The 19401-nt window shown below is 71.1% G+C and carries 13 protein-coding genes; 2 read left to right on the top strand and 11 right to left on the bottom strand.

The window, feature by feature from the left end:
* Positions 1-347 precede the first annotated feature (347 nt).
* The 9 genes from ACZ4WV_RS28525 to eccD form a co-directional block, all read right to left on the bottom strand.
* Positions 348-2033 carry a ribonuclease J gene (locus tag ACZ4WV_RS28525; RefSeq protein ID WP_465751502.1) on the bottom strand — a complete coding sequence of 562 codons (1686 nt, stop codon included), beginning with the start codon at positions 2031-2033 and terminating at the stop codon, positions 348-350.
* A 170-nt stretch (positions 2034-2203) separates the two neighbouring features.
* Positions 2204-3103, bottom strand: a complete 900-nt coding sequence (dapA, locus tag ACZ4WV_RS28520) for a 4-hydroxy-tetrahydrodipicolinate synthase (RefSeq protein ID WP_465751501.1) — start codon at positions 3101-3103, stop codon at positions 2204-2206.
* Positions 3104-3318: 215 nt separating this feature from the next.
* On the bottom strand, positions 3319-4050 hold the full coding sequence (thyX, locus tag ACZ4WV_RS28515) for an FAD-dependent thymidylate synthase (protein ID WP_465751500.1): 732 nt from the start codon (positions 4048-4050) through the stop codon (positions 3319-3321).
* Complete coding sequence (locus tag ACZ4WV_RS28510) at positions 4047-4505, bottom strand: tetratricopeptide repeat protein (RefSeq protein WP_465751499.1); 459 nt, start codon at positions 4503-4505, stop codon at positions 4047-4049. Before ACZ4WV_RS28510 ends, thyX begins: the two co-directional genes overlap by 4 nt.
* Before the next feature lie 7 nt (positions 4506-4512).
* Positions 4513-5259 (bottom strand): 4-hydroxy-tetrahydrodipicolinate reductase, encoded by a 747-nt coding sequence (dapB, locus tag ACZ4WV_RS28505; protein ID WP_465751498.1) that lies wholly within the window; start codon positions 5257-5259, stop codon positions 4513-4515.
* A gap of 83 nt (positions 5260-5342) precedes the next feature.
* Positions 5343-6710, bottom strand: a complete 1368-nt coding sequence (locus ACZ4WV_RS28500) for a M16 family metallopeptidase (protein ID WP_465751504.1) — start codon at positions 6708-6710, stop codon at positions 5343-5345.
* Between the two features lie 103 nt (positions 6711-6813).
* A complete protein-coding gene (locus ACZ4WV_RS28495) occupies positions 6814-9021 on the bottom strand; it encodes a polyribonucleotide nucleotidyltransferase (RefSeq protein ID WP_465751497.1) in 2208 nt (735 codons plus the stop codon).
* 453 nt (positions 9022-9474) lie between these two features.
* Entirely contained in the window at positions 9475-9765 is a 291-nt protein-coding gene (rpsO, locus tag ACZ4WV_RS28490; RefSeq protein WP_030062424.1) for a 30S ribosomal protein S15, read from the bottom strand.
* A 204-nt stretch (positions 9766-9969) separates the two neighbouring features.
* Positions 9970-11433, bottom strand: coding sequence for a type VII secretion integral membrane protein EccD (eccD, locus tag ACZ4WV_RS28485; RefSeq protein ID WP_465751496.1), 1464 nt, complete (start codon positions 11431-11433; stop codon positions 9970-9972).
* Between the two features lie 342 nt (positions 11434-11775).
* Between eccD and eccCa the strand changes: the two genes are divergently transcribed.
* The gene (gene eccCa, locus ACZ4WV_RS28480) at positions 11776-15717 is read left to right on the top strand and encodes a type VII secretion protein EccCa (protein ID WP_465751495.1); all 3942 of its coding nucleotides are present in this window, start codon (positions 11776-11778) and stop codon (positions 15715-15717) included.
* A 468-nt stretch (positions 15718-16185) separates the two neighbouring features.
* Positions 16186-17592, top strand: coding sequence for an APC family permease (locus ACZ4WV_RS28475; RefSeq protein WP_465751494.1), 1407 nt, complete (start codon positions 16186-16188; stop codon positions 17590-17592).
* A 90-nt stretch (positions 17593-17682) separates the two neighbouring features.
* Here ACZ4WV_RS28475 and mycP read toward each other — a convergent pair whose 3' ends face one another.
* Together mycP and ACZ4WV_RS28465 are read right to left on the bottom strand one after the other, a co-directional pair.
* Positions 17683-18957: a type VII secretion-associated serine protease mycosin gene (gene mycP, locus ACZ4WV_RS28470; RefSeq protein WP_465751493.1), complete on the bottom strand. Its 1275-nt coding sequence runs from the start codon at positions 18955-18957 to the stop codon at positions 17683-17685.
* A 99-nt stretch (positions 18958-19056) separates the two neighbouring features.
* Positions 19057-19347: a WXG100 family type VII secretion target gene (locus tag ACZ4WV_RS28465; protein WP_465751492.1), complete on the bottom strand. Its 291-nt coding sequence runs from the start codon at positions 19345-19347 to the stop codon at positions 19057-19059.
* Positions 19348-19401: the final 54 nt, after the last annotated feature.

The following is a 19401-nucleotide window of genomic DNA, read 5'->3' as shown; positions in this document are numbered from 1 at the left end:
GTTGACTTTTGGCACGCTGTTGAGTTCTCAAGGAACGGACACTTCCTTCAGGCCGCCTTCCAGCGGGCCCTCCGGGCGCTTCGTTCTTTCGTGTTTCCAGCTTATCAGATGTTTTCCGCTCCGTTTTCCGAAGTTTCATTCATCCGATTCGGCTTTTGCCTTTCGGCGCTCCCGAACTCTACCAGAGTTTCTCGGTCCGTTTTCCCGGTCCTTCTCGAATTCAGATTCGAGAACTTCCTTGGGGCTCGTCCCGTGGGGCAACCCGGAGAACATTACGCACCGGGTCGCCCCACGTCAAACCAGCCCCAGGGGGCGGACGAGACTCAACCGCAAGCTGAGGAGGAGCCTCAGACCTCGACCACGACCGGCAGGATCATCGGCCGGCGGCGGTAGTTGTCCGCGACCCACTTGCCGACGGTCCGGCGCACCAGCTGCTGCACCTGCCGGGGCTCCAGCACGCCGTCGCTCGCCGAGCGGTCCAGTGCTTCCTGCAGCTTGGAGGCCACCGGTACGAAGGCGCCGTCGTCGATGCCGGAGCCGCGTGCCTGGATGGTCGGGCCGCCGATGATCTTGCCGTTGGTCGAATCGACCGCGACGAAGACGGAAATGAAGCCCTCCTCGCCGAGGATCCTGCGGTCCTTGAGCGAGGCCTCGGTGATGTCACCGACCGAGGAACCGTCCACGTAGACGTAGCCGGCCTGCACCTTGCCGACGATGCGGGCGACGCCCTGCTCCAGGTCGACGCAGACGCCGTCCTCGGCGATGACCACGCGGTTGCGCGGGACACCCGTGGCGATGCCCAGCTCGGCGGCGGCGCGCAGGTGACGCCATTCGCCGTGGACCGGCATCAGGTTGCGCGGCTTGCAGATGTTGAAGAAGTACAGCAGCTCGCCGGCCGAGGCGTGGCCGGAGACGTGCACCTTGGCGTTGCCCTTGTGCACGACCTTGGCGCCCCAGCGGGTCAGGCCGTTGATCACGCGGTAGACGGCGTTCTCGTTGCCCGGGATGAGCGAGGACGCCAGGACGACGGTGTCGCCCTCGACGATGCGGATCTGGTGGTCGCGGTTGGCCATCCGGGACAGCGCCGCCATCGGCTCGCCCTGGGAGCCGGTACAGATCAGCACGACGTCCTTGTCCGGCAGGTCGTCCAGCTGCTTGACGTCCACGACCATGTTGCCCGGGACCTTCAGGTAGCCGAGGTCGCGGGCGATGCCCATGTTGCGGACCATCGACCGGCCGACGAAGGCGACCTTCCTGCCGTACTCGTGCGCGGCGTCCAGCACCTGCTGGATGCGGTGCACGTGGCTGGCGAAGGAGGCGACGATGATGCGCCGGTCGGCGTTCGCGAAAACGTTTCGCAGCGCCGCCGAGATGTCCCGCTCGTGCGGGATGAAGCCGGGGACCTCGGCGTTGGTGGAGTCCACCAGCAGCAGGTCCATGCCCTCCTCGGCCAGCTTGGCGAAGGTCGGCAGGTCGGTGAGGCGCCCGTCCAGCGGCAGCTGGTCCATCTTGAAGTCACCGGTGGCCACGACCATGCCGGCGGGGGTGCGGACGGCCACGGCGAGGGCGTCCGGGATGGAGTGGTTCACCGCGATGAACTCGCAGTCGAAGGGGCCGATGCGCTCGCGCTCGCCCTCCTTGACCTCCAGCACGTACGGCCGGATGCGGTGCTCGACGAGCTTGGCCTCGATCAGGGCCAGGGTCAGCTTCGAGCCGATCAGCGGAATGTCCGGGTTCTCCCGTAGGAGGAAGGGGACGGCACCGATGTGGTCCTCGTGCCCGTGGGTGAGGACGATGCCGTCGATCTTGTCGAGACGGTCCCGGATGTAGGTGAAGTCCGGGAGGATCAGGTCCACGCCGGGCTGCTCGTCCTCGGGGAAGAGGACGCCGCAGTCGACGATCAGGATGCGGCCGCCGTACTCGAAGACCGTCATGTTGCGGCCGATCTCGCCGAGGCCGCCGAGCGGAGTGATGCGGAGGGCGCCCTCCTTCAGGGCCGGGGGCGCGCCGAGCTCGGGGTGCGGGTGGCTCAAAAGACTCTCCTCACGACGCACGCCATATGCCCGGGGTCCTCCCCCTGGAGACATATGGCGTGCGTACTCAGTGTCGTTTTCCTACTGGGTCTGTGCTCTCACGCCTGCTGTCCGGTCCAGCGGCGGGCCCGTGAGGGTCCGGCGAGCCGGGGCGCGCACGTCTGTGTCTGCTACAGGTGTACCCCGCCGGCGGCGAGATCCTGCTTCAATCGGTCGATCTCCTCGGCCGTCGCGCCGACCAGCGGCAGCCGCAGCGGGCCGGCCGGCCGGCCCTGGAGTTCCAGCGCGGCCTTGGCCAGGATGACGCCCTGGGTGCGGAACATACCGCTGAAGACGGGCAGCAGTCCCTGGTGGACGGCGGTGGCCTTGGCCACATCGCCCGCCAGGTAGGCCTCGATCATCGCCTTCAGCTCACCGGCCACCACGTGCCCGACGACGCTGACCACGCCGACGGCTCCGACCGACAGCAGCGGCAGGTTGAGGATGTCGTCACCGGAGTACCAGGCCAGGTCCGAGCGGGCGATCGCCCAGGCCGCGGCGCCGAGGTCGCCCTTGGCGTCCTTGTTGGCCACGATCCGCGGGTGCTCGCCGAGCCGGACCAGCGTCTCGTGGCTCAGCGCGACCCCGCTGCGGCCCGGGATGTCGTACGCCATGACCGGCAGGCCGGTGGCGTCGGCGACCTGCGTGAAGTGCCGGTACAGGCCCTCCTGCGGGGGCTTGTTGTAGTACGGGGTGACCACCAGCAGGCCGTGCGCCCCGGCGGCCTCCGCCTGCCGGGCCAGCTCGGCGCTGTGGCGGGTGTCGTTGGTGCCGACGCCGGCCACCACATGGGCCCGGTCGCCGACCGCCTCCACCACGGCGCGGACGAGCTGGGCCTTCTCGGCGTCGCTGGTGGTCGGGGACTCACCGGTGGTGCCGTTGACGACGAGGCCGTCGTTCCCGGAGTCGACGAGGTGCGTGGCGAGGCGCTGGGCGCCGTCGAGGTCGAGTCCACCGTCGGCGGTGAACGGGGTGACCATCGCGGTCAGCACCCGGCCGAACGGCGTCTGGGGGGTGGAGGTCGGAGCCATGCGTCCAAAGCTACTCGTAGGCGGTGGGGCGGTACCCATGCCGGTCCAGGGTTCGGACAGGTGTAGCAGGTCAGGGCTGAGGGAAATGGGATCCCGGTGCTGCCCGCTCGGGGGTTCGGGCAGCACCGGAATCCGTGTCATGAATGTAGGGAGCGGCTACAAAAGCCGCAATCCAGACATGCCCGACACTCTGCCCATATGCCTGTCATCCCAGGTCAGGGGGCGACCCGGCCGTGCTTCTCGAAGGCCGCATGGGTGAGCGGCATCAGCCGGGCCCACTGCTGCTCCATCTGCTCGGCGACCATCTCGATCTCGCGCTGCGGGAACGACGGCACCGCCGAGTTCTCCCGCTTGGTGCGCAGCGAGAGGAAGTGCATCAGCGAGCGCGCGTTGCAGGTCGCGTACATCGAGGAGAACAGGCCGACCGGCAGCACCGCGCGGGCCACCTCCCGGGCCACGCCCGCCGCCAGCATCTCCCGGTAGCGCGCGTACGCCTCGCGGTACGCGGCCTCCATCGCCCCGGTGGTGGTCCGGTGCTGCTCCGCAGTGCCGTCGACGAACTCGTAGCGACCGGGCCGGCCCTGCTGGACGAGCTTGCGCTCCTCGGCCGGCAGGTAGAACACCGGCTGCAGCTCGCGGTATCGCCCGGACTCCTCGTTGTACGACCATCCGCTGCGGTGGCGGTGGAACTCGCGGAAGACGAAGATCGGGGCGCTGATGAAGAAGGTCATCGAGTTGTGCTCGAAGGGCGTGCCGTGCCGGTCCCGCATCAGGTAGTTGATCAGGCCCTTGGACTTCTCCGGGTCCTGCTGGAGCGCCTCCAGGGACTGCTCCCCCGCGGTCGAGACCCGGGCCGCCCAGATGACGTCCGAGTCGGCGGCGGCGCTGCGGACCAGCTCCACCGTCACGTCGCTGCGGAAGCTGGGGGCCGTCGGTTCGTCGCTCACGCGTTACTCCTTGCGGGTTCGGTGCTGTGCAGCTTGATGGCGTGCTGCATGGTCTTGCGGGCGCGCGGGGTGTCACCGGCGTCGGCGTAGGCCACGGCGAGCCGGAACCAGACCCGCCAGTCGCCCGGTTCGGCCTCCGCCTCGGCCTGGCGGCGGGCGAAGACCGCGTCGGCCGAGGCCCGGTCGATCCGTCCGCCGGTGGTGCGCTTCAGCTCGTCCACCGGCAGGCCGCCCTCGGCCTCCAGCTCGCGGGCGAGCTGCTCGCTGGCCCGGCCGAAGCGGACGGTCTGGCGCAGGAACCAGACGCCGATCAGCGGGATGACGAAGGCGCAGAGGCCGATGCCGATGCCGAGCGGCTTGCCGGTGGCGACCAGCTGGACGCCCTCTCCCACGCAGAGCAGGGCGACCAGCAGCAGCACGCCGGACAGGACGAAGAAACCGGTACGGGAGGTCATGTCGGGCTCACAGGTCCAGGAAGTGTTCGAGGCCGAAGGTCAGTCCGGGCGTCTCGACGACCTTGCGCACGCCCAGCAGGATGCCCGGCATGAAGCTGCTGTGGTGCAGCGAGTCGTGCCGGATGGTGAGCGTCTCGCCGGTGTCGCCGAACATCACCTGCTGGTGGGCGAGGAGGCCGCGCAGCCGTACGGCGTGCACCGGCACGCCGTCCACGTCGGCGCCGCGGGCGCCGGGCAGACTGTGGGTGGTGGGGTCCTGCTGGGGCGGGCGGCCGGCCTCGGCGCGGGCGGCGGCGATCAGCTGGGCGGTGCGGGTGGCGGTGCCGCTGGGGGCGTCGGCCTTGCGGTCGTGGTGCAGTTCGACCACCTCGACCGATTCGAAGTACCGGGCGGCGATCTGCGAGAACTTCATGCCGAGGATGGCGCCGATGGAGAAGTTCGGCGCGATCAGCAGGCCGAGCTCCGGGGCGTCGTCGAGCCAACCGCGGACGGTGGCGAGCCGTTCGTCCGTCCAGCCGGTGGTGCCGGTGACCACGTGGACGCCGTGGTGCAGGCAGTAGTCGAGGTTGCCCATCACCGAGTCGGGGTGGGTCAGCTCGACGGCGACCTGGACGCCCGCCTCGGTCAGCTCCTCCGGCTTGGACCCGCGGCCGAGGGTGGCGACGAGTTCCAGGTCGGGCGCGGCCTCGACGGCCTTGACCGCCTCGGAGCCGATCCGGCCCCCGGCGCCGATCACGGCGACACGCAGCGTCATAGCGAAAGTCCTCTCACCAGCGAACTCGGATGGGATGGTCCCGGCCCGGGCGACCTCGGCCGGGCCGTCTCGACCGCGCAGTCTCAGACCAGCAGATCGGCGAGCTTGGCGGCCCGCTTGTCGTTGACCGGCCCGATCAGGGCCAGCGACGGCCGGTACGCGCCCAGCACATCACGGGCCACCGCGTGGACGTCCTCGAGGGTCACGGCCGCGATCCGCTCCAGCATGTCGTCCACGGACAGGTGGTGGCCGTAGCTGAGCTCGGCCTTGCCGATCCGGTTCATCAGCGAGCCGGTGTCCTCCATGCCGAGCACGGTGGAGCCGGAGATCTGGCCGATGGCCCGGTGCAGCTCCTCCTCGGTGATGCCGTCGGCGACCACCTTGGCCAGCTCGGCGCGGCAGATCCGCAACACCTCCTCGACCCGCTTGGGCTGGCAGCCGGCGTAGATGCCGAACAGGCCACTGTCCGCGTAGGAGGAGGAGTACGAGTAGACCGAGTACGCCAGGCCGCGCTTCTCCCGGATCTCCTGGAAGAGCCGGGAGCTCATTCCGCCGCCGAGGGCCGCGTTGAGCACGCCCATGGCCCAGCGGCGCTCGTCGTGCCGGGGCACCCCGGGCACGCCCAGCACCAGGTGGGCCTGCTCGGTGGAGCGGTTGAGGACCTCGACCCTGCCGGCCGTGCGCACGGCCTTGACGCCGCGCCGGGCCTCGGCGGGCGCGGCGGTGGAGCGGGCCAGCACCGGCGCGAAGGCCTGCTCGACCTGCTTGACCACCTTGCGGTGGTCGAGGTTGCCGGCCGCGGCGACGACCAGGTGCTCCGGGCGGTAGCGGCGGTGGTAGAAGCCGGCGACCTGGTCCCGGGTGAGCGCCTTGATGGTCTCCTGGGTGCCGAGGATCGGGCGGCCGAGCGGGCCGCTGCCGTAGATGACCTTGGCGAAGAGGTCGTGGACCACGTCGCCCGGGTCGTCCTCGGCCATCGCCATCTCCTCGAGGATGACGCCGCGCTCGGCCTCGACGTCCTCGGTGCGGATCAGCGAGCCGGTGAGCATGTCGCAGACCACGTCGATGGCCAGCGGCAGGTCGGTGTCCAGGACCCGGGCGTAGTAGCAGGTGTTCTCCTTCGCGGTGAAGGCGTTCATCTCGCCGCCGACCGCGTCCAGGGCGGCCGAGATGTCCAGCGCGCTGCGCCGCTCGGTGCCCTTGAAGAGCAGGTGCTCCAGGTAGTGGGTGGCGCCGTTGAGCTGCGGGGTCTCGTCCCGCGAGCCGACGCCGACCCAGATGCCGAAGGTCGCGGAGCGCACCGTCGGCAGGGTCTCGGTGACGACCCGCAGGCCGCCGGGCAGCACGGTGCGGCGCACGGTGCCGGCGCCGTCGACGCCCTTGAGCAGGGTCCGGGTGGTGCCGGGGCGCTGCTTTACCGCCGGGGCCTGGGCCACGGTGGGTACCTCCAGAGAAAACGCACGTGCGGGGCACGTACGGACGAACGCGTGGGCAACAGGGTGCGGCCCGCACGCCGGGAGGCGTACGGGCCGCAAGGGGTCAGCTAGCGGCGCTTCACTCGGAAGCGGCCTCGCCGCCTTCCTCGCCCTCGATGACCGGGATGAGCGAGAGCTTGCCGCGCGGGTCGATCTCGGCGATCTCGACCTGCACCTTGGCGCCGACGCCGAGGACGTCCTCGACGTTCTCGACGCGCTTGCCGCCGGCCAGCTTGCGGATCTGCGAGATGTGCAGCAGGCCGTCCTTGCCCGGCATGAGCGAGACGAACGCGCCGAAGGTCGTGGTCTTGACCACGGTGCCCAGGTAGCGCTCGCCGACCTCCGGCATGGTCGGGTTGGCGATCTGGTTGATCGTGGTGCGGGCGGCCTCGGCGGCCGGGCCGTCGGAGGCACCGATGTAGATGGTGCCGTCGTCCTCGATCGTGATCTCGGCGCCGGTGTCCTCCTGGATCTGGTTGATCATCTTGCCCTTGGGGCCGATGACCTCGCCGATCTTGTCCACCGGGATCTTGATGGTGATGATGCGCGGCGCGTTCGGGGACATCTCGTCCGGGGAGTCGATGGCCTCGTTCATCACGTCGAGGATGTGCAGGCGGGCGTCGCGGGCCTGCTTCAGCGCGGCGGCCAGCACCGAGGCCGGGATGCCGTTGAGCTTGGTGTCCAGCTGCAGTGCGGTGATGAAGTTGCGGGTGCCGGCGACCTTGAAGTCCATGTCGCCGTACGCGTCCTCGGCGCCCAGGATGTCGGTCAGCGCGACGTAGTGGGTCTCACCGTCGATCTCCTGGGAGATCAGGCCCATGGCGATACCGGCGACGGCGGCCTTCAGCGGCACACCGGCGTTCAGCAGCGACATGGTCGAGGCGCAGACCGAGCCCATCGAGGTGGAGCCGTTGGAGCTGAGCGCCTCGGAGACCTGGCGGATGGCGTACGGGAACTCCTCGCGGGAGGGCAGCACCGGCAGGATGGCCCGCTCGGCCAGGGCGCCGTGGCCGATCTCGCGGCGCTTGGGGGAGCCCACGCGGCCGGTCTCGCCGACGGAGTACGGCGGGAAGTTGTAGTTGTGCATGTAGCGGCGGCGCGTCTCCGGGGAGAGCGTGTCCAGCTGCTGCTCCATGCGCAGCATGTTCAGGGTGGTGACGCCCAGGATCTGGGTCTCGCCGCGCTCGAACAGGGCCGAGCCGTGGACGCGCGGGATGGCCTCGACCTCGGCGGCCAGGGTGCGGATGTCGGTGACACCGCGGCCGTCGATGCGGACCTTGTCCTTGATGACGCGCTCGCGGACGATCTTCTTGGTCAGCGCGTTGTAGGCGGCGCTGATCTCCTTCTCGCGGCCCTCGAACTCGGGGAGCAGCTTCTCGGCCGCCACCGCCTTGACGCGGTCGAGCTCGTTGTTGCGCTCCTGCTTGCCCGGGATGGTGAGGGCCTGGGCCAGCTCGTCCTTGACGGCGGCGGTCAGCGCGGCGAGGACGTCGTCCTGGTAGTCCAGGAAGACCGGGAACTCGGCGGTCGGCTTGGCGGCCTGGGCGGCCAGCTGCGACTGCGCGGCGCACAGCACCTTGATGAACGGCTTGGCGGCTTCGAGGCCGGCGGCCACGACCTCCTCGGTCGGCGCCTCGGCGCCGCCCTCGACCAGCTTGATGGTCTTGTCGGTGGCCTCGGCCTCGACCATCATGATCGCGACGTCGCCGTCCGGCAGGACGCGACCGGCGACGACCATGTCGAAGACGGCCGACTCCAGCTCGCTGTGGGTCGGGAAGGCGACCCACTGGCCGTTGATCAGCGCGACGCGCACGCCGCCGATCGGGCCGGAGAACGGCAGGCCCGCCAGCTGGGTGGAGGCGGAGGCGGCGTTGATGGCGACCACGTCGTACAGGTGGTCGGGGTTGAGCGCCATGATGGTGCAGACGACCTGGACCTCGTTGCGCAGGCCCTTGACGAAGGACGGGCGCAGCGGGCGGTCGATCAGGCGGCAGGTGAGGATCGCGTCCTCGGAGGGCCGGCCCTCACGACGGAAGAACGAGCCGGGGATGCGGCCCGCGGCGTACATCCGCTCCTCGACGTCCACGGTCAGCGGGAAGAAGTCGAAGTGCTCCTTCGGCTGCTTGGACGCGCTGGTGGCCGACAGCACCATGGTGTCGTCGTCCAGGTAGGCCACGGCGGAGCCGGCGGCCTGACGGGCCAGGCGGCCGGTCTCGAAGCGGATGGTACGGGTGCCGAAGGTACCGTTGTCGATCACGGCTTCGGCGTAGAACACGTTCTCTTCCACCTGGAAGATCTCCTCTTTCGTACGTCTCCGGGAGAGCGTCTCCGCGCACTGCCTCGTGCTGGCCCCGGGCCCTCCTGATCAGGGAGGGCGGCAGTCGGGCCGGTCTTCGATCGAAGCCTCCGGGGTGCCCCGCTCGCTGCGGGGGTTCCGGGGGCCACTACCGAGGACCGGCGCCTCACGGCTGCCGGGCCGGACGGGCGGTCCTGCGTCTGGACGCTCTCTCGGATGCGGGCGGCTTCCGTTTGAAGCCTTCGTCCCGCGGGGGTTCGGGCTGTCTGCCCGGGTGGCGCGCTGGTGCGCCATCACCCGGCATGCCCATAACCCTACGGTGCAATCCTCGGCCACCTGGGGAGGTGCGCGCGAGTTGTTATGTCCGGGCGCCGCGGCTCAACCGCCGCGGCATACGCGCGAGGGGCGGCTCCCCGGTGTGGGGAGCCGCCCCGAGCGGCGTTCTCAGCGGGCGCCGCCGGCGGCACCGCGACGGATGCCCAGGCGGTCGACGAGCGTACGGAAGCGCTCGATGTCCTTCTTGGCCAGGTACTGCAGCAGGCGGCGGCGCTGGCCGACCAGGATCAGCAGGCCACGACGCGAGTGGTGGTCGTGCTTGTGGGTCTTGAGGTGCTCGGTCAGGTCCGAGATGCGACGGGACAGCATGGCCACCTGGACCTCGGGGGAGCCGGTGTCGCCCTCCTTGGTGCCGAACTCAGCCATGATCTGCTTCTTGACGTCAGAGGCGAGAGCCACTGCAACTCCTTCAAGGTCTACCGAGCGTTCCTGGTCGACAACACAGGATCTTGGAGAACTCGGTGTCGTGACGGGCGCGGCTCGCGGTCTGCGGCCCACTGGGGCGGACACACGGCTGCGCTCGAAGGCCAAGCGTACCAGTGCTGCTCACCGGGCCGGTCGGCGGGCCGGGTGGGCCGCGACGGGCCGCCGCGGCGGCTCCGGTCAGCCGGTGGCGCCGCGGACCAGCCGGTAGACGTTCAGCACGGCGAGGGCCAGCGGGACGAGGGACATCAGGGTGAGGCTGTCGACCATGTCCAGGATGCGCCCCCAGAACGGGGAGACGCCGAGCCTGGGGACCACCAGGGCGATCGCGGTGAGCAGCGCGGCGCCGAACGCGATGGAGGCGCCCAGCCAGATGGTGCGCAGGTCGAGCTGGGTGCTGGAGCCGGCCACGCGCAGGAAGAACTGCGGGGTGTGCAGCGACAGTCCGACGATCAGCAGGCACAGGCCCAGCAGTCCGGCCGCGGTGAGGCTGAGGACCTGGGCGGTGTAGCGGAACAGCCGGGCGCGCAGCATGGTGGCGATGCCCAGGGCCAGCGCGAGCAGTTCGGGGAAGGTCCGGTCGGTGAAGGCGAGGACGGCGCAGGCGCCGACCACGACCGCGGCGCAGCCGCCGACCAGGCCGACCAGGACCTCGTGGCCGCGGCGGGCCTGGTGGGCGATCCGCTCGTACTGGACGGCCTCGGCGCGCTCGGCTTCCTCGTCATAGTCGCGGCTGCGGGTGCGGGCCTGGCCGGGGGCGCTGAAGCCGACCGGCAGCCGGGCGAAGCGGGCGGAGAGGCTGGGCAGGAAGCCGACCGCGGCGACGGCGGCGACGCCGGTGACGGCGGCGATGTTCCCGGCCGGGGTGGCGGGCATCAGCACGGCGGTGAAGGTGGCGAGGGTCCCGGCGACGGCGACGAAGGCGGCGGCGACGAAGGCCGCGTCCTTCTCGGGCAGCAGCCCGGCCAGCAGGACGGAGACCACCAGGACGGCGACGCAGCCGGTGAGGAACTGGAGTCGGCCGGGGCCGTCCCCCAGGTGGGTGACGGCGAGGATGCCGCTGCCGCCGATCATGGCGTGCGGCAGGGCGCCGAGGCCGAGTGCGAGGGCGGAGTGGGCGTCCTGGTAGACCCGGGCGCGAACCCCGGCGAGGGCGGTGAGCACGACGGCGGTGACGCCGGCCAGGACGCCGGGCAGGCCGTGCATGTCGTGGCGCAGGTCGGAGAACCAGAGGGCGAAGCCGAGCAGGGTGAGCAGCACTCCGGCGCCGATCAGGCCGAAGCCGCGCATGAGCTCGACGGTCCAGAAGCGGCGGTCGGCCTCGACGGCGCTGGCGATGGCGTCGGCGACGTCGTCGTAGACGGCCGGCGGGAGGGATTCGGCGAAGGGGCGCAGCGCGAGCAGGTCGCCGTCGCGGACCTGTTGGGCGGCGAGCGGGAGGCTGCTGTCGAGCACGGTGCCGTCGCGGCGGACCAGGTGGAAGCCGGTGGGGGTGCCGTCGGGCTGGCTCTGCTTGGCCAGCCGCAGCACCTCGGGGTAGACGTCGGCGAGCGGGACGTCCTCGGGCAGGGCGACGTCGATCTTGCGGTCCGGGGCCACGACGGTCACCCGGCAGTACCCGGTGGCGGCTGCGGTGGAACTCATGCCTCCACCTCGGTCCTTCGACGCACTGGCGCTCCCCCTTGTTGACGGTGCCGCGGCGCGGACGCGCGCGGTGTGGCTGTGGAACCGGCCCGGCCGGGCCGCGAGTTGGCGCGGCGTTACCCTACCCGCTCGGTTCCCGCGGGGCTCCGGTGGCCGGTGGGGGCGGTGCGGGGGCGCCCGGGGCGGGGCGGCGCCGCTATGTAGGATCGGCGCCTGCGCAGGGTGGTGCGGGGGCTGCGCTGTGTGGGGCGTCCTCAGCCGCGACCACCCCGTACGGTCCTGCGCAGTCGGGTGAGGGCAGGATGCCGAAGTGATCGATCGACGCCGCGGGGTGGATGACGCATGGGTGTGATCACGGTCAAGCGACCGCCGAGGGTCTACCCGCCGACCGTGCCGGACGAGCCGGTCGAGCTGGTGACGCCGCCCGAACTGCCCCGGCAGGGTGGCGAGGACTGGATGATGAACCTCCTGCCGATGCTCGGCATGGGCGGTTCGGCGGTGTTCTTCTTCTCGCCGGGCGCGGCCGCCCCGATGAAGATCATGGGCGGTCTGATGGTCGCCTCGACGGTCGGCATGGTGCTGGCCCAGATCGTGCGGGCCCGCAAGGGCGGCTCGACGGCGATGGCGGACGAGCGGCGCGACTACCTCAAGTACCTGCAGCAGACGCGCCGCCAGGTGCGCCGCACGGCGGAGAGCCAGCGCGGCGCGCTGCTGTTCCTGAACCCGGCGCCGGACCAGTTGTGGTCGATCGTGGAGGACGGCCGGCGGCTGTGGGAGCGGCGGACCGCGGACGGCGACTTCGCGCAGATCCGGGTGGGCCTGGGGCCGGTGCAGCTGTCCACCCCGCTGGTGGCGCCGCAGACCGCGCCGATGGACGAGCTGGAGCCGTTGTCGGCGGCCGCGATGCACTCCTTCCTGAAGGCGCACGGCACCTTGCAGGACCTGCCGCTGGCGGTGTCGCTGCGGGCCTTCTACCACATCACGGTGTGCGGGGACCCGGACTCGGTGTACGGAAACGTGCGCGCGATGATCGCCCAGTTGACCACCCTGCACTCGCCGGACGACCTGCTGGTGGCGGTCGCGGCGGCGCCCGGGGCGGCCGAGGAGTGGGGCTGGACCAAGTGGCTCCCGCACAACCAGCACCGCAAGGAGGCGGACGGCGCGGGCTCGCGTCGGCTGTTCGCCACCGACCTGGGCGATCTGGAGCACCTGCTGCAGGACGAGCTGGCCGGCCGCCAGCGCTTCGTCCGGGACGCCGCGCCGGCGGCGGACCAGCCGCACCTGGTGGTGGTCATGGACGGCGCCGGGGTGCCGCACGACTCGCTGCTGGCGGGCCCGGAGGGCGTCCAGGGGGTGACCGTCATCGAGGTCGTCCCAGGCGAGGTGGACGAGCCCAGCGGTCACCTGATGGTGACGGTCAACTCCGAGGAGCTGGTGCTGCGTTCGGCCTCCGGTGCGACGTACACCGGCAAGCCGGACCTGCTCTCGGTGTGGCAGTCCGAGGCGCTGGCGCGGCAGTTGGCGCCGTACCGGATCTCAGCCGGTGGCGACGACGAGCCGCTGCTGTCCAACCTGGACTTCACCGACATGATGAACTCGGGGGATCCGGGTTCCTTCGACGTGAGCCGCAGCTGGCGCGCCCGCCCGCAGCACGAGCGGCTGCGGGTCCCGATCGGCATCGGCGCCAGCGGCGAGCACGTGTACCTGGACATCAAGGAGGCGGCGCTGGAGGGCATGGGCCCGCACGGCCTGTGCGTCGGCGCGACCGGCTCCGGCAAGTCGGAGCTGCTGCGCACCCTGGTGCTGGCGCTGGCGATGACGCACTCCTCGGAGACGCTGAACTTCGTGCTCGCCGACTTCAAGGGCGGTGCGACCTTCTCCGGCATGGCGGACATGCCGCACACCTCCGCGGTGATCACCAACCTGGAGGGTGAGCTCACCCTGGTCGACCGCATGCGGGACGCGATCGAGGGCGAGCTGCAGCGCCGCCAGGAGCTGCTGCACCGCTCCGGCAACTACGCCAACATCCACGAGTACGAGCGGGCCCGGGCGGCCGGCGCGGCGCTGGACCCGTTGCCCTCGCTGGTGCTGATCATCGACGAGTTCTCCGAACTGCTCAGCGCCAAGCCCGACTTCATCGAGATGTTCATCCAGATCGGCCGCATCGGCCGATCGCTGGGCGTGCACCTGCTGCTGGCCTCGCAGCGCCTGGAGGAGGGCAAGCTGCGCGGCCTGGACACCTACCTGTCGTACCGGATCGGTCTGCGCACCTTCTCGGCGGCCGAGTCCCGGGCGGCGATCGGGGTGCCGGACGCGTACCACCTGCCGCCGGTGCCGGGTGTCGGCTACCTGAAGTTCGGCGAGGACGTGATGGACCGGTTCAAGGCCGCGTACGTCTCGGGGCCGTACCGGGCGCCGGGGCAGCAGCGGTCGACCGGCGGGCGGCGGGTGAACGCCCGCCCGGTGGAGTTCACCGCGGCCTACGTGGACCTGCCGGACCCGGTGGAGGAGGAGGTGCCGCAGGCGCCGGAGCAGGACGACGCGCTGGTGGACACCGTGCTGGACGTCTTCGTCCAGCGGATGGCCGGCCAGGGCCCGGCCGCGCACCAGGTGTGGCTGCCGCCGCTGGACGAGGCGCCGAGCATCGACCACCTGCTGCCGCCGCTGCAGGTCGTTCCGGAGCGCGGACTGACGGCGCCGGGCTACCCGGTCGGCCGGCTGCGGACGCCGATCGGCATCGTGGACAAGCCGCGCGAGCAGAAGACGGACATCCTGGAGGTCGACTACGCGGGGGCGGCCGGCCACGGGCTGATCGTGGGCGGCCCGCGCTCGGGCAAGTCGACCGTGGTGCGCACCGCGGTGGCCTCCTTCGGCGTCACCCACACCCCGCGCGAGGTGCAGTTCTACCTGCTGGACTTCGGCGCGGGCAGTTTCCAGTCGCTGACCGGGCTGCCGCACGTCGGCGGGGTGGCCGGGCGCCTGGACGTGGACAAGGTGCGCCGGATGGTCTCCGAGGTGCACGGCGTGATGAACCGGCGCGAGGAGTTGTTCCGGACGTCCGGGATCGACACCATCGGGACGTACCGGGCCCGCCGGGCGGCCGGGCAGCTGCCGGACGAGGCCTTCGGCGACGTCTTCCTGGTGATCGACGGCTGGAACACCTTCAAGCAGGAGTTCGAGGCGCTGGAGCCGGTGATCGGCGACATCGCCCAGCGCGGCCTCGGCTACGGCGTCCACCTGGTGATCACCGCGGCCCGCTACGCGGAGGTGCGTCCGGCGCTGAAGGACCTGCTGCAGAACCGCATCGAGCTGAAGCTCGGTGACGCGATGGAGTCCGAGGTGGACCGCCGGCTGGCGCAGAACGTCCCGCCGCTGGCCGGTCGCGGTGTCACCGCGGAGCGGCTGCACTTCCTGTCCGGCCTGCCGCGTCTGGACGGCTCCTCCTCGGTGGAGGACCTCCAGGAGGGCGTGACCGGGCTGGTGGGTTCGATCGACGGCGCATGGGCCGGACCGCGCGCCCCGCAGGTGCGCATGCTGCCGGCCGTGCTGGACGGGAACTCGCTGCCGAAGGGCTTCGAGCACCCGGAGCGCGGGGTGTGCTTCGGCGTGGACGAGGCCGAGCTGGCGCCGGTGTTCGTCAACTTCGAGACCGACCCGCTGTTCATCGTGTTCGGCGACACCGAGTCGGGGAAGTCGGCGCTGCTGCGCATGCTGGTCAAGCAGATCACCGAGCGGTACACGCCGGACCAGGCGGGCATCGTGGTGGGCGACTACCGGCGCGCGCTGCTGGGCGCCGTCCCGTCGGAGTACCTGGTGGAGTACGCGGCGGCGCAGCCGGCCATGTCGGCCGTGGTCGACATGCTGCGCGGGGCCTGCGCCCGCCGTCTGCCCGGTCCGGACGTGACCGCCGAGCAGTTGCGCAACCGCAGCTGGTACAGCGGCAAGGACATGTTCGTGATCGTCGACGACTACGAGCTGGTCGCGACCAGCTCGGGCAATCCGCTGGCGCCGCTGGCCGAGTTCCTGCCGTTCGCCCGGGACATCGGTCTGCGGGTGATCGTGGCCCGCAGTGCGGGCGGTGCCGGGCGCTCGCTGTACGAGCCGGTGCTGCAGCGGATGCGGGAGCTGGGCGGGCAGGGCGTGATCCTCTCCGGTAACCGGGACGAGGGCGCGCTGCTGGGCACGGTGCGGCCGCAGGCGCTGCCGCCGGGCCGGGGGGTCTTCGTGTCACGGCGCGCCACGAACGGGCAGATGGTCCAGACCGGCTGGCTGCCGGTGGTGTGACCGGGTCGTTCGCTACGGACGGTGATCGAAGGGGCCGGACTCGGGAGAGTCCGGCCCTTCGGCGTCCCAGCTGCTGAAACGTTACCTAGATCTTTCCCGGTCGGGGCTGCGGTTCCCGTACCCCTGGGGAGAGTTGCCAGCTCGGGAAGATGCGCCTGGGGCTCACGCCGTTCGAGCGAAGTACGGCCTTCGAATGGAGGCGTGCAATCCGCAATTCACCTTCGATTCATCCTGGATGAGGTCGAGGTAACAAGTCGGACAAACCGCGCGATGACCGTACGTGATCATCAGATCGCATGTTTATACCGTTCATGGCAACGGATTCCGAAGCGGTTCCGGCGTTGACGCAGTCAATACGCCCAAGGTTCCATTGCGGCCCGGGAGCGACCGGAAAGACCCGAGCAACCAGCCAGCGGAGGCGATACCGCTCCCCCGCCCCAGGACCGCCCAGAGCCGATCGGAAGCCACATGACCGACACGCTTCGCCCGCCACAGGCCGTAGCCGCCACGGCGGCCGCGGCAGCCGCGCCCCAGCAGCTCAAGCGCTCGATCGGCGTGGTGGGCGGCACCCTGCTCACGCTGTCCTGCGTCACCCCGGCCTCGACGCTGTTCGTGATCGTGCCGGAGCTGTTCTCCAGCATCGGCAGCGCCACCGCCCTGGCCATCGCCATCGGCTCGGTGCTCTGCATCGCGGTCGCGTTCTGCTACTCCGAGCTCGGCACCCTGATCCCCAGCGCCGGCGGCGAGTACGCGATGGTCGGCACCCTGGCCGGACGGCTGGCCGGCTGGCTGGTCTTCATCCAGTCGCTCATCGTGGTGATGATCGTCCCCTCCGTCATCGCCCTCGGCACCGCCGACTACCTGGCGCCCGTCCTCCACGTCGACAAGCCGATCGCCGGCGCCGCGGTGATGATCGCCGCCACCCTGGCCGGCCTGCTCGACCTGCGCGCCAACGCCTGGATCACCGGCATCTTCCTGGTCCTGGAGGTCATCGCCGCCGGCGTCGTCTCGGTGCTCGGCTTCTCCCACGCCAACCCCGCCCACCCCAGCCTGCTGCACGGTGTGGTCGCCGGCGACGGCGGCGCCGTCAGCCCGGTCGGCATCGGCGCCATCATCGGCGCGCTCGGCATCGCCCTCTTCGCCACCCAGGGCTTCTCCACCGCCGTCTACCTGTCCGAGGAACTGGAGAACCCCCGCCGCACCGTCTCGCGCACCGTGCTGTGGACGCTCGGCCTCTCCAGCGCGATCATCCTGATCCCGGTCGCCGCCATCACCATCGGCGCCCCCGACCTGCAGACCCTCGCCTCCGGCGACATCTCCGGCATGGTCACCGCCTGGAGCAACTCCGCGGTCGGCACCTTCATCAGCCTGTGCATCGCGCTGGCCATCATCAACGCCGGCATCGTCATGGTCATCCAGAACTCCCGGGTGCTGTTCGCCTCCGCCCGTGACAAGGCCTGGCCCGAGCCGGTCAACAAGGCCTTCGGCACCCTCGGCCGCTTCGGCTCCCCGTGGGTCGCCACCCTCGCGGTCGGCCTGCCCGGCGCCGCGCTCTGCTTCGTCAAGGGCGAGCTGCTGAGCAACATCACCGGCGTCGCCGTCACCGCGATGTACCTGCTGGTCGCGATCGCCTCGCTGCTCTCCCGCCGCGGCCACCACAAGCACGGCTCCGCCTGGCGGATGCCGCTGTGGCCGGTCGTCCCGGCGGTGCTGATCGTCGTGCTGGTCTACATCATGACCCAGCTGGACGCCCAGCCCCTGCTGTGGACCGGCGGCATCACGGCCGCCGCCGCCCTCTACTGGCTGCTGTACCTGCGCCCCCGGCAGGCCACCCACTGGGTGATCAGCCTCCCCGAGGACCAGCAGCAGGGCTGACCCGCCCCCCTGATCCCCCACCCCTCCCCCACACGGCAGTGGCCCGGGCTCCCCCCGCCCGGGGCACTGCCACGTCCGGGGACCTCCGGATCAGTCGGCGGACCCGCGGCGCCGGTCGCGCAGCACCACGCCGCCGCCGATCAGCAGCGCCACCAGCAGCGCCCCGACGCCGAGCACGTACGTCGCGGTGCGGCCGTCCCGGTCCGCCTGGGTCTCGCCGAGGCCGACCGGTGCCGGCACGATCGGGGCCGCGGCCAGCTGCACCGGGGCGTCCGGGACGGCGGCGGACGGCGGGGCCTCGGGGGCCGTGGTGACGGCCTTGACCGGATCCACCACGCCCCAGCCGATGAACCGGTTCGGGTCGCGCTCGGTGCGCTGGGCGGTCTGCTCGATCCAGGCCCGCACCTGGGCCGCCGTCCACTGCGGGTGCGCGCCGATCAGCAGCGCGGCCAGCCCGGAGACGTACGGGGCGGCGAAGCTGGTGCCGTTGTCCACGCACTGCCCGCCGCCGGGCACCGTGGAGAGCATGTCGACGCCGGGCGCGGCGACCTTCACGAACGACCCGTACTGGGAGAACGGCGCGCGCTCGTTGTTGCGGTCGGAGGCGCCGACGGCCAGCACGGTCGGGAAGGCGCCCGGGAAGGTGTCGCCCTCCTTGCCGTCGTTGCCGGTGGAGGCGACCACCACGACGTTCTTCTGCTCGGCGTGCTGGACGGCGTCCTTCAGATCCGCGTAGCCGCCGAAGTGGGTGTCGCCCGCGCCGCGGACGTCCTGCGAGATGTTGATGACCCTGACGTTGGCATCGATCGCGTCGTTGATGGCCTTGACGAGGGTGGTGACGTCACCGTTGCCCTCGCTGTCGTTCTGCCGGATCGAGAGGATCTGGGCGTCGGGGGCCAACCCGACGAAACCGGTCCGGTCGCTGCGGGCCGCGGCGATGATGCCGGCCACCTTGGTGCCGTGGCCGACCGGGTCGTCCTTGGAGGTGCCGTCGACGGGCTGGTTGGTCTCCTTGTTGACCAGCAGGCTGGGGCCGGCCTGGACCTTGTCGACCGGCTGCGGGTGGTGGGCGTCGCCGGACGGCACCTGTCCGGCGAGCTGCGGGTTGCGGGTGTCGACCCCAGTGTCGATGACCGCCACCCTCACGCCCGCCCCGGTGGTCCTGCCGCCCTGCCAGAGCGCGTCCAGCAGCAGTCGCTGCAGCGACCACGGCACGGTCTGCACGTCGGGCGCGGGCTTGGGGCAGTCACCGGCGGCGGCCAGGCCGGGCCCGCCGTCCGCGTACGCCGGGGCGGTGAGCGGGCCGCCCAGCACCGCGAACGCGGCCAGCGCCGCGGCCGTCCTACGGAACCCGCGTCGGGACACCCTGCCACCCCTCATGTCTGTCCACCCGTGCCACGCGCCGAAGGGCGGGTGCCCGGAACCCGGGTACCCGCCCCTGTCGCCCCTTCCGGGAACGCCCCGTCAGTGCCAGAGCTTGGCGTTGGCGTCCTCGGTCTGCTTGTAGCTCTGCGCGGCGCTCTCCAGCGAGCCCGCGATCTTCGAGCAGGTTTCCTTCAGGTTGGTGGCGGCGTTGTCCCACTTGAGCTGCTGGGCGTGGTAACCCTCCTGGGCCTTGCCCTGCCAGCTCTGGGCGATGCGGGTGACGTCCTTCTTCAGGTCGTTCAGCATCGTGTCGATGCGGCCGGCCGAGGCCTTGACCTCCTCGGCGGCGTTGTGGACGGTCTGGAAGTTCACGAGGATGTGGTCGGACACGGTGTCTCCCTTGACGAGTGGGCGGGGCACGCCGCGTTCAACCGCGGGCGCCCC

This window comes from Kitasatospora sp. NPDC029312, from assembly GCF_055569215.1.
Note: the sequence above shows the minus strand (reverse complement) of the source record. Positions and strands in the feature narration are given on the sequence as shown.